We start from the raw sequence: 14,181 nt of genomic DNA on the forward strand, positions 1-14,181 counted from the left end.
TCAGTCGTCGACGGCGCTGGGCAGCGTGATCGTGACCTCGGCGCCGCCGAGGTCCGACCGGCCGATGTGCACTCGACCGCCGTGAGCGCTGACGATCTCGGCCACGATCGCCAGCCCCAGACCCGAACCGCCTGCGGTCCGACGACGGTCGGTGTCGAGGCGGACGAATCGTTCGAGCACCCGGTCGCGGTCGGCCGCGGCGATGCCGGGGCCGTCGTCTCCCACGGTCACAAGACCCTCGCCCGCCGCGCGATCGTGCCGCATCGTCACCACGATCCGCGACCGCGCGTGCCGCGCGGCGTTGTCGAGGACGTTGCGCAGTGCCCGACCGAGCTTGTCGGGGTCGCCGACGACCCGCAGCCCCACCAGGTGGACGTCGACCCGGAGCGGATGCAAGCGCCGGAGCCGGTCGGTCTCATCGAGGACCGTGTCGTCGAGGTCGACGTCGGTCACGCGCAGGGGGACCCCTCGCTCATCGGCTTTCGCGAGGAGCAGCAGGTCGTCCACCAGCCGCTGCAGGCGCAGCGCCTCGGGCAGGAGCAGATCGTCGACGGTGGCCTCGTCGATCGGTCGACCGGTGGCGTGGGCGAGGTCGAGGAGCCCGACGATCGTCATCAGCGGGCTGCGCAGCTCGTGCGAGGCGTCGCCGACGAACCGGAGCTGCTCGGCGCGGGCGGCGTCGAGTCGGGCGAGCATCCGGTTCATGGTCTGCGCCAGGTCGCTGATCTCGTCCCGCGTGCGGGGGACGGTGATCGGTTCGGTCAGATCGGTGGCCGAGACCTCCTCCACCTGGCGGCGGATCCGGGCGACCGGTGCCAGGGTTCGCCCGCTGACCGCGTACGCGCCGACGGTCGACAGCAGCAGGATCGCCGGGAAGACGACCGCCAGCAGCAGCCCGACGGTGCCGACGACCTCGTCGATGTGCTGCCGGCCCGTCGCGACCACCACGAGCACGGTTCCGGATCCGGTCCGGACGCCGGTGACGATCGCCCGGTACTCGGCCGGGTCGCCGGTGAACTTCATCGATCCGACCACACGGGTGTCACCCGGGGCGACGGGGGAGGTCGCGGCGGCGCCGCGCACACCGTGCGTCCCGGCCAGGAGTCGGCCGTCGGGCCCGATCACCTGCACGACGTCGATCCCGCCGCTCGCGGCGAGCATGTCCGGATCGATGCCGGAGACCTGCTCGGCGCCCAGTGCCGCGGTCACCGTGTGCGCCCGCGCCCGCATCGTCGCATCCGCCGAGTCGGTCAACGACGAGCGCAGCAGGACCAGCACGATCGCAGCGGCGGCCGCCAGCGCGACGGCCGTCAGCACGGCGACGACGGCGGTCAGCCGGACGCGGACCCGGCCGCTGCGCTCACGCAGCAGCGTGAGCGCCGAACGGATGCGTGGGCCCATGGACGAGGTCTACACCGGTTCCGGCGGTCCGGCCAGTGCGGGGCCCGCGATTTCCGCGACCGCGGCGTGCTCGGGCATGGTGGAGCGGTGACCGATGCGACCGGTGAACTGACCGCCAAGGAGATCCGCAAGCGCGCACGCCGCCTGCCCCCGCCCGATCCGGAGCCGCTGCCCGGCCTGGTGGACGCCCACACGCACCTGGCGGCCTGCGGCGGCCGAACCGCGGAGGACGTCCGTGCCATCCTCGACCACGCCGAAGCGGTCGGGGTCGGTCAGGTGGTCACCGTCGCCGACGACATGGTCGACGCACGGTGGGCGGTGGCCGCCGCCCACTGGGACGAGCGCGCCTTCGCCGCCGTCGGACTGCATCCCACCCACGCCGCGGACCTGACCGACCAGACCCGCGCCGAACTGGAGCAGATGGTGGCCGACCCGCGCGTGGTGGCCGTCGGGGAGACCGGTCTGGACTACTACTGGACCACCCGCTCGGACACGTGCGCCGATCCGGCCGTGCAGCGGGACAGCTTCGCCTGGCACATCGATCTGGCGAAACGATCCGGCAAACCGCTGATGATCCACAATCGGGACGCCGACCGCGACCTGCTCGACGTGCTGGCCGCCGAGGGTGCGCCGGAGACGGTCATCATGCACTGCTTCTCCGGCGACCGCGAGATCGCGCGCGAATGCACAGCGAACGGGTACGTGCTGAGCTTTTCCGGAACTGTGACATTCAACAACTCCACCGAGCTGCGTGAAGCAGCTCTCCTGGTGCCCGACGACCTGCTTCTGGTGGAGACCGACGCCCCGTTCCTGACCCCGCATCCCTACCGTGGCCAGCCCAATCAGTCCTATTGCGTGCCATACACGGCGCGGGCGATGGCACGACTTCGCGGTGTGTCGGATGAACGGATGGCGACGACGCTGGGGTCGAATGCGCGCCGCGTGTACTCCATTCCGTTGCGGTAACGACTACCAATTCGTTACCGTACCGTGATCCGTGGTGCCGACGCGGATGGCTGTACCCAACCGGCAGGAAAAGAATTTGTCTGTCTTCAAACGCATCAACACGTCCACGTCCATGCGCGCCCGAGTCGCCCTCGGCGCAGTGCTGGCCACTGTCGCCGCAGGCGCCACCACCGGTGCCGTCATGCACAAGGAGGTGACGCTGGCCGTTGACGGGCAGACCTCCAGGGTCAGCACCATGGCCTTCTCCGTCGACAGCGTGCTCCGCGAGAACGGCATCGAGCCGGTCGCCGGCGACAAGGTGAGCGCCGACCTGGCCAGCTCGCCCGTCGACGACCAGACCATCACCGTGAACCGGTTGAAGAAGGTCCAGCTCGTGGTCGACGGCAAGCCGCTGAACATCACCACGAACGCCTCCACCGTCGAACAGGTCCTCGCCGAGCACGGGATGGCGACCAGCGTCGTCAGCTCGCCGCTCACCGAGGTCCTGCCGGTCTCCGGCGCCGACCTCGACGTCACCTCGCCGAAGGCGGTCAAGCTCGACGACGGCGGTCGCCGCTCGACGCCGACCGTCGCCGCCAAGACCGTCGCCGACCTGCTCACCCGCGTCGGGGCGCCGCTGTCGGCCACCGACAAGGTGGTCCCGTCCGCGGACTCGCCGGTCACCAAGGACATGGACATCGTCGTCACGCGCATCAAGACCGAGGACAAGACGGTCGACGAGGCGGTGGCACCGCCGGAGAACAAGACCGACGACGACACGCTCACCAAGGGGCGCAAGGTCGTCGACGACCCCGGGACCCCCGGCAAGGCCGACGTGACCTACCGGATCACCACCGTCAACGGCAAGGTCGTCAAGAAGGAGAAGACCGGCGAGAAGATCCTCGTCGAGCCCAAGGCGGCGACCGTCCGCGTCGGCACCAAGCCCGGCGCGCCCTTCGTCCCGTACGGCGTCTGGGACCGGCTCGCCGAGTGCGAGTCGACCGGCAACTGGGCCATCAACTCCGGCAACGGCTTCTACGGCGGCATCCAGTTCGACCAGAACACCTGGGACCGCTGGGGCGGCCAGGAGTACGCCCCGCGCGCCGACCTCGCGACCCGCGAGGAGCAGATCGCCATCGCCACCAAGACTCAGGCCGCACAGGGCTGGGGCGCCTGGCCGGCATGCACGTCCCGGCTCGGCCTGCGCTGATCGCGCGGGCCGCGACCCGGCCGGCGAATGGGGTTCGGCGGGGTCCATCAGTCACAATGTTCAGGTGAACACCGTCCCTGATCCGCCGCGGCTCCTCGGCCCGGTCGAGATCCGCGCGCTGGCAGCCGAACTCGACGTCCGTCCCACCAAGACCCTGGGACAGAACTTCGTGCACGACGCGAACACGGTCCGTCGGATCGTCAGCGCCTCGGGGATCGGGGCCGACGACGTGGTGCTGGAGGTGGGGCCGGGGCTCGGGTCGCTCACGCTGGCCCTGCTGGCCGAGGCGGGCCGGGTGGTGGCGGTCGAGATCGACCGCAAGCTGGCCGCCCGACTCCCGCAGACGATCGCCGAGTTCGCGCCCGCCCAGGCGGCGAACTTCGAAGTGGTGACGGCCGACGCGCTCACCGTGACCCCCGCCGATCTGCCGCAGACGCCGACCGCGCTGGTCGCGAACCTGCCGTACAACGTCGCCGTCCCCGTGCTGTTGCACCTGATGGGGCAGTTCCCGAGCATCCGGGTGGCGCTGGTCATGGTCCAGGCCGAAGTGGCCGACCGGCTCGCCGCCACCCCGGGCGGCCGCATCTACGGCGTCCCGAGCGTGAAGGCGCGGTTCTTCGGCGACGTCACCCGCGCCGGCTCCATCGGCAAGCACGTGTTCTGGCCCGAGCCCAAGATCGAGTCCGGACTGGTCCGGATCGAACGGCGCGACGCCTTCGGCACCGACCCGGACCTGCGCGCGCGGACCTTCGCCGCCATCGACGCGGCCTTCGCGCAGCGGCGCAAGACCCTGCGGTCGGCGCTCTCGTCGTGGGCGGGCAGTGCGCCGCAGGCCGAGGCCCTGCTCCGGGCCGCCGACATCGACCCGGGGCTGCGCGGAGAGCGCTGCGGCATCGACGACTTCGTGCGCCTGGCACAGGCCGGGGAGCAGGCGGGGCTGGCCGGCGGAGCGGCCCGGTGATCGGCGGCACCACCGCGCGGGTCCCCGCGAAGATCAACCTCCACCTGGGCGTCGGCCCGCTGCGCGCCGACGGTTTCCACGAGCTCTCGACGCTGTACTGCGCCCTGTCGCTGTACGACGACATCACCGTGCGCGCCGCCGACGAGCTGTCGGTCACCGTGCGCGGTGAGAGCCGCAGGCAGGTGCCCGCCGACGCCACCAACCTCGCGGCGCGCGCCGTCGTCGCCCTCGCCGACCACGCGGGCACCGACCCGCGGGTGGCGATCACCATCGACAAGAACATCCCCGTCGCCGGGGGCATGGCCGGCGGTTCGGCCGACGCCGCCGGCGCCCTGCTGGCCGCCGCGCGACTGTGGCGACTGGATCTGCCGCGCACCGAACTGCAGGCCATCGCGGCCGACCTCGGCTCCGACGTGCCCTTCTCCCTGGTCGGCGGCGCCGCGCTGGGCACCGGTCGCGGCGAGCAGCTGCTGCCGGTCCTGCACCGCGGCGACCTGCACTGGGTGCTCGCGGTGTCGGGAACCGGGCTGTCGACGCCCGAGGTGTATCGGGAGATCGACCGGCTCCGCGACCGCGGCGACGCCGACCAGCCGACGGCGGCGGGCACCGCGCGCCCCGACGCGCTGATGCAGGCGCTGGCGTCCGGGGAGGTGACCGCGGTCGCCCCGCTGCTGCACAACGACCTGCAGCCCGCGGCGCTGTCGTTGCAGCCGATGCTGCGACGCACCCTGCGCGCCGGCCGCGAAGCCGGGGCCCTCGCAGGCATCGTCTCCGGTTCGGGGCCCACCTGCGCCTTCCTGTGCGCCGACGCCGACGCGGCCGTCCGGGTGGCCGCCGAGCTGTCGGGCTCGGGCGTGGCCAAGGCGATCCGGACCGCGTCGGGTCCGGTCGCCGGGGCGCGCCTGGTACCCGGCACCTGAAGCCGACCCGCCGACCTCACCACCGACAATCACATCCGCCGATCGAACGAACGGAAGCACCGATGGCCCCCCGCACCAACACCTCGCTGATCAATGCCGAACGCATCAGCAAGAGCTTCGGCATCAAGCCGCTGCTCGACGAGGTCAGCGTCGGTGTGCACGAAGGCGAGCGGATCGGGGTCGTCGGCCTCAACGGCGGCGGCAAGACCACCCTGCTGGAGATCCTCGCGGGCATCACCGACGCCGACGACGGCCGCATCTCCCGGGCCGGCGGAATCCACGTCGCGACCGTCACCCAGCGCGGCGACCTCGACCCGGAGGCCACCGTCGCCGACGCCGTCGTCGGTCGCGACCGACCCGAGCACGAGTGGGCGGGCGACGCTCGCATCCGCGGGATCCTGGCGGGCATCGGCGTCGACGAGATCCTGCACCGCAAGGTCGGTGAGCTGTCGGGCGGGCAACGCCGCCGGACCGCGCTGGCCGCCGCGCTCGTCACCGACGCCGATCTGCTGATCCTCGACGAACCCACCAACCACCTCGACATCGAGGGCGTCTACTGGCTGGCCGATCACCTGGTGAACCGGCGCAGCGCGCTGATCGTGGTGACCCACGACCGCTGGTTCCTCGACACCGTCGCGACCCGCACCTGGGAGGTCCACTCCGGGCGAGTCGACGAGTACGAGGGCGGCTACAACGACTGGGTGTTCGCGCGCGCCGAACGCGCCCGACAGGCCGACGCCGCCGAGGAACGCCGCCGCAACCTCGCACGTAAGGAACTCGCCTGGCTGCGGCGCGGTGCCCCCGCCCGCACCTCCAAGCCGCGCTACCGGGTGGAGGCCGCCGAGAAGCTGATCGCCGACGTGCCCGCCCCGCGCGACTCCGTCGAACTGTCGGCCTTCGCCAAGCGCCGGTTGGGTCGCGTCGTGATCGAGTTGGAGAACGCGCACCTGGAGACGCCGAGCACCGGCGACGAGGGCGGCCGCGTGCTGCTCGAGGACACCACCTGGCGGCTGGCTCCCGGCGAACGCGTCGGCCTGGTCGGCGTCAACGGCTCGGGCAAGACCACCCTGCTGCGGGCACTGGCCGGTGAGGTGCCGGTGGCGCCGGGACGACGGATCGAAGGCAAGACCGTCGCGATCGGATGGCTCCGCCAGGAACTCGACGACCTCGATCCCACCCTGCGCCTGCTCGACGCCGTCGAGGAGGTGGCCGGCACCGTGATGCTCGGCGACAAGGAGCTGTCGGCCAGTCAGCTCGCCGAACGCCTCGGCTTCTCGCCGGCGCGCCAGCGGACGCCGGTCGGCGACCTGTCCGGTGGTGAGCGTCGACGCCTGCAGTTCACGCGCGTCCTGATGAGCGAGCCCAATGTGCTGTTGCTCGACGAGCCGACCAACGACCTCGACATCGACACCCTGCAGCAGGTGGAGGACCTCCTCGACTCGTGGGCGGGCACCCTGGTGGTCATCAGCCACGACCGCTATCTCATCGAGCGCGTCTGCGACAGCACGTGGGCGCTGTTCGGCGACGGCAGACTGACCAACCTGCCGCGCGGCATCGAGCAGTACCTGGAACGACGGGCCGCCGACCAGGCCGCGGTTCCGGCGCGCAAGGCGACGACCCCCGAGGTCGGGGCGAAGCCGGCGGGCACCGGCTTGTCGGCGGCCGAGCATCAGGCCGCCCGCAAGGCGTTGAGCCGCGCCGAACGGCAGGTGGAGAAGTTGTCGGCGCAGGAGGAGAAGCTGCACGCCGAGATGGTCGACGCCGCCGTCGATCCGCAGCGGCTGACCGAGCTGGATGCGAAGCTTCGCGAGGTCGTCGCCGCGAAGGAGGAGGCCGAGGCCGAGTGGATGGCGGCCGCGGATCTGCTCGAGTCCTGAATCAGGCGGTCCCCGACACGAATTCGGACTATCGGCTCGGCACGGGAGCGTGCACGGTCGGCGCACGGTTGTTACGTTGATTCCACGCAGCGACGCCGTCCGGGCGTGCGACCGCACCCTTGCCTGAGAGGTTTGACGAATGACGACCCCGCCCAACGACCCGTTCAACCAGCCGTCCGACGGTCAGCAGCAGCCGGGCCAGCCCTACGGCCAGCAGCCCGGCGCAGGTCAGCCCGGGGGTCAGCCCGGGGCAGGCCAGCCCGGTGCCGGTCAGCCGGGCGGCTACGCCGAGCAGCCGCACTACGGCCAGCAGCCGTACGGTCAGCAGCAGCCCGGCACCTACGGCCAGCCCTACAGCGCCTACGGCCAGCCGCAGCCCGCCTCGCGTCCGCCCGCCCCGGAGGACAGCGGCTCGTTCTTCTCGGCGCTGTTCGACTTCCAGTTCAGCAAGATGGTCGCCACCCGCGTCATCCCGGTGCTGTACATGGTGATCACCATCGTCTTCACCATCGCCGCCGTCATCATCCTGCTCAGCGGCATCATCGCCGGGTTCAGCAATCTCAGCGACGGCGGCCTGTGGGTCGCCCTCGGCTCGCTGATCTTCGTCCCGCTGGTGTACCTGCTCTACCTGATCCTGGCGCGCGTCACCCTCGAGCTGTACATCTCGATCTTCAAGATCAGCCAGAACACGGCTCGGATCGCGGAGAACACCGCCAAGAACTGACCGCCGTCCCGTCGTCTCGACGGCGGACCCGGCCTGCGAGGGCGTCGAAACCAACTGTCGCACAGTGGTTTCGGCGCCCTCGTCGCATGCCGCGAGGTGACCGGAGGCCGACCGCGATGTTGGGCGGGGCGCAGGTCTTCGCAACCGTGCTGCGATACCGTGACCGCATGTCTTACATTCGCACCGAGGTCCACGGCAGCGTGGGCGAGATCGTCCTGGACCGCCCGCGCGCCCTCAACGCGCTCGACCTGACGATGATCGACGACATGCAGGCGACGCTGGAGGAATGGGGCGACGACGACGCCGTTGAAACCGTGCTCGTCACCTCCGCCACCGACCGCGCGTTCTGCGCCGGCGGCGACATCCGCGCGATCCGCGACCACGTGCTGGCCGGCGAGCCGGCCGAGGTGACCCGGTACTTCAGCGCCGAGTACCGGCTCAACCAGTTGATCGCCGAGTACCCGAAGCCCTACGTGGCGCTGGTCGACGGCCCGGCGATGGGCGGCGGCCTCGGCATCAGCGTCCACGGCGAGGTCCGGATCGTCACCGAGAAGGCGCTGTTCGCGATGCCGGAGACGGCGATCGGCTTCATTCCGGACGTCGGCTCCACCTACTTCCTTCCGCGGCTGCCGCAGGGCGTCGGCATGTGGCTCGGCCTCACCGGCTCCCGGATCGGCGGCGCCGACGCCGTCGCCGTCGGGCTCGCCACCCATCTGGTGCCGTCGGCGCGAATCGACGCGGTCGCCGACGCGATCCGCCGCGGGACGCCGCTGCGCGAGGTCCTGGCCGACCATCGCGGGCCGGTCGTCTCCGACCTGCCGCTGCGCAAGATCGCCGAGTACTTCGACGACGACAACGCCGTCGCCATCGTCGGCGGACTCCGCGGCGCGGTCGGCGACGAGTGGGCAGCGCAGATGGTCGACCAGATGGCCGGGGCGTCACCGACCAGCCTGTGCGTGACGGCCACGATGATCGCCGAAGGCGCGGTCTCCTCGCTCGCCGAATGCCTGGACCGCGAGCTCGCCGCCGCCGAACGCATCACCGCCCACCCGGACTTCGTGGAGGGGGTGCGCGCGGTGCTCGTCGACAAGGACCGTCGCCCGGCGTTCTCGCCGGACTCGGTGGAGCTGGTCGACCCCGTCGCGGCGGCTGCGATCGCCGGCCTCTGACCCGACGCCACTGGGCGCTCCTCTCGACGTCGCCGCTGCCGGCGGGAGGTTCGCGCGCCGGCGCGGCTACTTCGAGATCGTGAACAGTCCGGACAGCGTCGCCGTCGCCGGTGCCGCAGCGGCAGGCGGGATCGGGGCGCCCGGCGCGGCCGGCGCCGACGGCTCGTCGTAGGAGACGTCGTCGTTCGGGTCCATCGGATTCTCCGCCTGCGTCAGTGCGGCGGGGCACTCGAAGCGTCCCGCGGCCTTCGTCTCATTCGCCATGGTCAGGGTCAGGGTGCACGAGTCGGATCGGTAGAACGCGCCGCCGACCGAGACGCCGACGGTCGCGGTGATCGGCGCTCCCGGCGTCCGCGCCGAGGCCCCGACCGGCCACGGGAGGACGCCGCCGGCCAGGTCGACGGCCAGGAACTCGAGCTGCGCTCCCTCGCCGCGACCACCGGCGAAGGTGAACAGCAGCGTGTCGGGTGGCACGTTGGGGTCGGCGCGACCGGATTTGCTGAACTCGACGCATCGAGCCGGCCGGCCGGCCGTGGCCACGGCGACCTTCATCGAGCCCGCTGAATAGCGCAGGTCGTAGCCGCTGCGCACGATGCGGCCGGACGGGGCGGTCGCGGCGCAGTCCGCGGCCGCGAGCGTGCGGGTCACCGCCTGTGGGGGCGGGGGCGGCGCCGAGGAGACGGGGGCGGCCGGCGTCTCGTCGGCGCCGCAGGCGGCCAGCGGCGCGCACATCGCGAGGACCGCGAGGACCGCGCCGGTCCGTCGGTGGGCGGGAGTCATCGGCGGGCGACTAGTCGGCGGCGGCGACCAGCGGTTCCAGCAGCAGGTCGGGGTGTTCCTTCTCGATGTACTGCAGGCGCCACTTGTCGGAGAACAGCGCCAGGACGGCGCCGTCGCTGCGGGTGAAGACCTCGACGCCGCGCTGCCGGTTGAGCTCGGGGGCGCTGGCCTCGTCGGTGCGCCGCGCCAGCGCGTAGCCCAGCGGTTCGACGATGGTGTCGACGTTGAACTCCGCCTTCATCCGGGCGGTGACGACCTCGAACTGCATGGGGCCGACGGCGGCCATGACGGGGGAGGCGTCGCCGCGCAGGTCGTTGCGCAGCACCTGGACCACGCCTTCGGCGTCCATCTGGTCGACGGCCTTGCGGAACTGCTTGTACTTGTCGGCGGTGGTCACGCGCAGCGCCGAGAAGTGCTCGGGTGCGAACGACGGAATCGGCGGGTACTGCACCTTCGGGTCGATGTACAGGGTGTCGCCGGGCGCCAGGGCCATCGCGTTCACCAGCCCGACCACATCGCCGGGGAACGCGGTGTCGACGGTCGAGCGGTCGCGGCCGAAGACGGCCTGCGCGTACTTGGTCGCGAAGGGCTTGCCGGTCTGCGCGTGCGTGACGACCATCCCGCGCTCGAACTCTCCCGAGACGATCCGCATGTAGGCGAGCCGGTCGCGGTGGCTGGTGTCCATGCCGGCCTGCACCTTGAACACCACCGCGCTGAACGGGTCGGTCACCTCGCGTGCGGTGCCGTCGACGTCCTCGCGCCCGCGGGGCGGCGGCGCGAACTCGACGAGCGCGTCGAGCAGCTGCCGCACCCCGAAGTTGAGCATCGCCGAGGTGAAGATCATCGGCGAGGTCTGTCCGGCCAGGAACATCTCCTGGTCGTGGTCCTGCCCGAGCTCGGCGAGCAGTTCGCTCTCCTCGCACGCGGCCGTCCAGGCGTCGCCCTCGCGGGCCAGCGCCTCGTCGGCCGAGAACAGGATCTCCGGGGCGATCTTGGCGCCGCCCGCCGTCCGCTCGAAGTGGATGTACTCCCCGGTGCGCCGGTCGAGCAGCCCGCGGTAGTCGCCGGCGATGCCGACCGGTACGTAGAGCGGGGTCGGGATCAGGCCGATGCGCTCGCTGATCTCGTCGATCAGCTCCAGCGGCGTCTGGCCCGGCCGGTCCCACTTGTTGACCACGGTGATCACTGGGATGCCGCGATGGCGGCACACCTGGAACAGCTTCAGCGTCTGCGGCTCCAGACCCTTCGCCGCGTCGATCAGCATCACCGCGGCGTCGACCGCCGTCAGCACCCGGTAGGTGTCCTCGGAGAAGTCCGAGTGGCCGGGGGTGTCGACGAGGTTGATGACGTTCGGCAGGTCCGACGTCGACGACTCCGGCGTGTAGTTGAACTGCAGCGCCGTCGACGTCACCGAGATGCCGCGCGCCTTCTCCATCTCCATCCAGTCCGAGACGGTGGCGCGCCGGCTGCCCTTGCCGTGCACTGCGCCCGCCTCGCTGATCATGTGGGCGTGCAGCGCCAGCGCTTCGGTCATCGTCGACTTACCGGCGTCCGGATGGGAGATGATGGCGAAGGTTCGACGGCGCTTCACCTCGCGTGCGATGACCTCAGAACTCACCTGTCTAAGTTATCGGTTCCGCGCGGCCAGGGCGAAACCACCGCTACTCGAACGGGATGGGCGGCATGGTGACGACCTGGGCGGCGTAGCTCAGGCCGGCGCCGTAGCCGAGCAGCAGGGCGGTGTCGCCGGGCTTGGCGGCGCCGGTCGACAGCAGATCCTCCATGGCCAGCGGGATCGAGGCGGCCGAGGTGTTGCCGGTCTTCTCGATGTCGTTCGCCACGACCGTCGACTCGCCGAACTTGAGGCTGCGGGCCAGCAGGTCGTTGATCCGCGAATTGGCCTGATGGGGGACGAAGACGTCGATGTCGGAGGCGTCGACCTTGGCGACGTCGAGTGCGCGCTGGGCCGCCTTGCCCATCTCGAATGCGGCCCAGCGGAACACGGCGGTGCCCTCCAGTCGCAGGTAGGGGCGGTTGGCGATGTCGCCGCCGTCCATGTAGCTGATCCAGTCGATGTCCTGGCGGATGGCGTTGAACTGCGTGCCGTCGCTGCCCCACACCACCGGGCCCAGGCCCTGCTTCTCGGTGGGGCCGACCACGACGGCGCCGGCGCCGTCGCCGAAGATGAAGCAGTTGGACCGGTCGGTCATGTCGAGCGTCACCGACAGCTGCTCGGCGCCGATCACCAGCACGTTGGTGGCGCTGCCGCCGCGAACCATGTCCGATGCCAGGCCCAGCGCGTAGCCGAAGCCCGCGCAGCCGACCGTCACGTCGAACGCGGGCACCCCGTTGGCGCCCAGTTCGGTGGCGATCTTCACCGCGCCGGCGGGTGTGAGCAGCAGATGGGTGTTGGTGGCGAGGATGACCGCGTCGATGTCGGACCCGGACAGCAGGGCGTTGGCGATGGCTTTGCGGCCGGCGTTGACGCCCATCTCCACGACGGTCTCGTCGCGGCGGGCGAACCGGCGGCTCTTGATGCCGGTGCGGGTGTAGATCCACTCGTCCGAGGAGTCGATGGTCTGGCAGATCTCTTCGTTGGTGACCACGCGCTCGGGGCGGTGCGCGCCGATTCCGAGCATTCCGATCTTCTGTGTGCCTACTGCGTCGGGTAGTTCGGCCATGCTTGCTCTCCCATGCTCGGCTTGCGTGCCCAAGAGAACACGCCTGTTTCTCGACGGTCTCACGCCGCCCCGGTTACCCGGAAGTAGCAGAGATCACGAAGACCGGACCGACGCTGGAAGCAAAGCCCCGCAAGCATGATGCAGCCGCGGGGGTGCACGTCGCCCGGCAACAGCGGAACGAGGATGGAGGGCGGCGACACTGTTCGGAGTCCTCCGCAGGCGCGAGCCCCTGGGGCGAGCGCCGAGGACTACCGAAGAACAGTGTCGCCGCCCTCCATCCGGCGAACATCAACTCAACAGGAAGGAGAGAAGATCAATCCACGATCCCCGCCAGATGCAGAGCCAGCGGCCCGGCGTCACTGTCATCGAGATCGTCGAATGACGAGACGGTCGGGGCGGGCGGCAGCGTCGCGACGCATCCCGCGTAGCTCAGGCCGGCGCCGAAGCCGAGGAGCAGGGCCAGCTGGCCGCCCCTGGCCTTTCCGGTCGCGAGCATCTCTTCGATCGCCAGCGGGATCGAGGCGGCCGAGGTGTTGGCGGTGTTCTCGATGTCGTTGGCCATCGGCAGGTCGTCGGGCAGGCCGAGGTTCTTCCGCATCAGGTCGTTGATGCGGGCGTTGGCCTGGTGGGGGACGAAGACCTCGATGTCCTCCGGACCGGCGCCGGACTCGGTGAGCATCTTGGTCAGCGCCTTGGGCAGGGTGATGGCGGCCCAGCGGAAGACGCGGGGGCCCTCCATCTTGATGATCATGCGGCCGACCGGATCGGTCTGGGGGTCCAGCGACTGGTACTGCACCGACCGCGCCATGTATTCGACGGTGTCGTAGTTCTGCTTGATCGCCTCGGCGTTCTCGCCGTCGCTGCCGGAGACGATGGGCGAGATGCCGTTGACGTCGCTGGGACCGACGACGACGGCGCCGGCGCCGTCGCCGAAGATGAAGCCGGTGCTGCGGTCGGTCGGGTCGAGGCCCACCGACATGGTCTCCACCCCGATCACCACCACGTGAGTGGCGCTGCCGGCGCGGATGGCGTCGGCGGCGACGCCGAGCGCGTAGCCGAAGCCGCCGCAGCCGGCGGCGACGTCGAAGGCGGCGATGCCGTTGAGCCCGATGTCGGAGGCGATGATGGGGGCGCCGTGCGGCACGTTCCAGGGCCAGCTGCTGGTGGCGAGGATCAGCATGTCGACCTTGTCGCGGTCGATGCCGGAGTTGATGATGGCGCGGTCGGCGGCTGCGGCCGACATGCTGCGCATCGTCTCGTCGCCGCTGATCCAGCGGCGGGCACGGATGCCGCTGCGTTCGAAGATCCAGTCGTCGGACGAGTCAAGCACTCGGCAGAGCTGGTCGTTGGTGATCAATCGCTTGGGCCGGTAGGCGCCGATGCCGAGCATCGCCACGTTTGCGTGGCCCGATGGGGTGACCAGAGTCGCCAAGATGTCGTCCGTTTCTGTGATCCGTGCGGCGTTCGTCAGCGCCGACTGCTCTGTCGCAATTCTACTTCCGAGAAGTATTCC

The 14,181-nt window shown here is 70.7% G+C and carries 12 protein-coding genes; 7 read left to right on the top strand and 5 right to left on the bottom strand.

Annotated features, from left to right (window positions below; all coding sequences use genetic code 11):
* A complete protein-coding gene (locus AAFO60_RS04955) occupies positions 1-1,401 on the bottom strand; it encodes a sensor histidine kinase (RefSeq protein ID WP_347955042.1) in 1,401 nt (466 codons plus the stop codon).
* 87 nt (positions 1,402-1,488) lie between these two features.
* Here AAFO60_RS04955 and AAFO60_RS04960 point away from each other — a divergent pair, with 87 nt between their 5' ends.
* The 7 genes from AAFO60_RS04960 to AAFO60_RS04990 all read left to right on the top strand — a co-directional run bounded on the left by AAFO60_RS04960 (position 1,489) and on the right by AAFO60_RS04990 (position 9,207).
* Positions 1,489-2,367 (top strand): TatD family hydrolase, encoded by an 879-nt coding sequence (locus tag AAFO60_RS04960; RefSeq protein ID WP_347955043.1) that lies wholly within the window; start codon positions 1,489-1,491, stop codon positions 2,365-2,367.
* Between the two features lie 76 nt (positions 2,368-2,443).
* On the top strand, positions 2,444-3,556 hold the full coding sequence (locus AAFO60_RS04965) for a transglycosylase family protein (RefSeq protein WP_347955044.1): 1,113 nt from the start codon (positions 2,444-2,446) through the stop codon (positions 3,554-3,556).
* Between the two features lie 64 nt (positions 3,557-3,620).
* Positions 3,621-4,517: a 16S rRNA (adenine(1518)-N(6)/adenine(1519)-N(6))-dimethyltransferase RsmA gene (gene rsmA / locus AAFO60_RS04970; protein ID WP_347955045.1), complete on the top strand. Its 897-nt coding sequence runs from the start codon at positions 3,621-3,623 to the stop codon at positions 4,515-4,517.
* Positions 4,514-5,437 (top strand): 4-(cytidine 5'-diphospho)-2-C-methyl-D-erythritol kinase, encoded by a 924-nt coding sequence (locus AAFO60_RS04975; protein WP_432211690.1) that lies wholly within the window; start codon positions 4,514-4,516, stop codon positions 5,435-5,437. Before rsmA ends, AAFO60_RS04975 begins: the two co-directional genes overlap by 4 nt.
* 62 nt (positions 5,438-5,499) lie before the next feature.
* Complete coding sequence (locus AAFO60_RS04980) at positions 5,500-7,314, top strand: ABC-F family ATP-binding cassette domain-containing protein (protein ID WP_347955046.1); 1,815 nt, start codon at positions 5,500-5,502, stop codon at positions 7,312-7,314.
* Positions 7,315-7,453: 139 nt separating this feature from the next.
* Complete coding sequence (locus tag AAFO60_RS04985; RefSeq protein ID WP_347955047.1) at positions 7,454-8,038, top strand: DUF4282 domain-containing protein; 585 nt, start codon at positions 7,454-7,456, stop codon at positions 8,036-8,038.
* A gap of 167 nt (positions 8,039-8,205) precedes the next feature.
* Positions 8,206-9,207, top strand: a complete 1,002-nt coding sequence (locus tag AAFO60_RS04990) for an enoyl-CoA hydratase/isomerase family protein (RefSeq protein WP_347955048.1) — start codon at positions 8,206-8,208, stop codon at positions 9,205-9,207.
* A gap of 66 nt (positions 9,208-9,273) precedes the next feature.
* On the opposite strand, the gene AAFO60_RS04995 is transcribed toward AAFO60_RS04990, so the two are convergent.
* The 4 genes from AAFO60_RS04995 to AAFO60_RS05010 all read right to left on the bottom strand — a co-directional run bounded on the left by AAFO60_RS04995 (position 9,274) and on the right by AAFO60_RS05010 (position 14,058).
* Positions 9,274-9,987, bottom strand: coding sequence for a hypothetical protein (locus AAFO60_RS04995; RefSeq protein ID WP_347955049.1), 714 nt, complete (start codon positions 9,985-9,987; stop codon positions 9,274-9,276).
* 10 nt (positions 9,988-9,997) lie between these two features.
* Positions 9,998-11,605, bottom strand: a complete 1,608-nt coding sequence (locus tag AAFO60_RS05000; RefSeq protein WP_347955050.1) for a peptide chain release factor 3 — start codon at positions 11,603-11,605, stop codon at positions 9,998-10,000.
* A 43-nt stretch (positions 11,606-11,648) separates the two neighbouring features.
* Positions 11,649-12,668: a beta-ketoacyl-ACP synthase III gene (locus tag AAFO60_RS05005; protein ID WP_347955051.1), complete on the bottom strand. Its 1,020-nt coding sequence runs from the start codon at positions 12,666-12,668 to the stop codon at positions 11,649-11,651.
* A 313-nt stretch (positions 12,669-12,981) separates the two neighbouring features.
* Positions 12,982-14,058, bottom strand: a complete 1,077-nt coding sequence (locus AAFO60_RS05010; protein ID WP_347955091.1) for a beta-ketoacyl-ACP synthase 3 — start codon at positions 14,056-14,058, stop codon at positions 12,982-12,984.
* Positions 14,059-14,181: the final 123 nt, after the last annotated feature.

The organism is Gordonia aichiensis (assembly GCF_039946255.1).
GTDB classification, from domain to species: Bacteria; Actinomycetota; Actinomycetes; order Mycobacteriales; family Mycobacteriaceae; genus Gordonia; species Gordonia aichiensis_A.

What these genes read in the sequence shown, in the direction of transcription:
- AAFO60_RS05010 (WP_347955091.1), bottom strand. Translation starts at nt 14,058, where the DNA reads ATGCTCGGCATCGGCGCCTACCGGCCCAAGCGATTGATCACCAACGAC.
- AAFO60_RS04995 (WP_347955049.1), bottom strand. Translation starts at nt 9,987, where the DNA reads ATGACTCCCGCCCACCGACGGACCGGCGCGGTCCTCGCGGTCCTCGCG.
- AAFO60_RS05005 (WP_347955051.1), bottom strand. Translation starts at nt 12,668, where the DNA reads ATGGCCGAACTACCCGACGCAGTAGGCACACAGAAGATCGGAATGCTC.
- AAFO60_RS04985 (WP_347955047.1), top strand. Translation starts at nt 7,454, where the DNA reads ATGACGACCCCGCCCAACGACCCGTTCAACCAGCCGTCCGACGGTCAG.
- AAFO60_RS04955 (WP_347955042.1), bottom strand. Translation starts at nt 1,401, where the DNA reads ATGGGCCCACGCATCCGTTCGGCGCTCACGCTGCTGCGTGAGCGCAGC.
- AAFO60_RS04980 (WP_347955046.1), top strand. Translation starts at nt 5,500, where the DNA reads ATGGCCCCCCGCACCAACACCTCGCTGATCAATGCCGAACGCATCAGC.
- AAFO60_RS04990 (WP_347955048.1), top strand. Translation starts at nt 8,206, where the DNA reads ATGTCTTACATTCGCACCGAGGTCCACGGCAGCGTGGGCGAGATCGTC.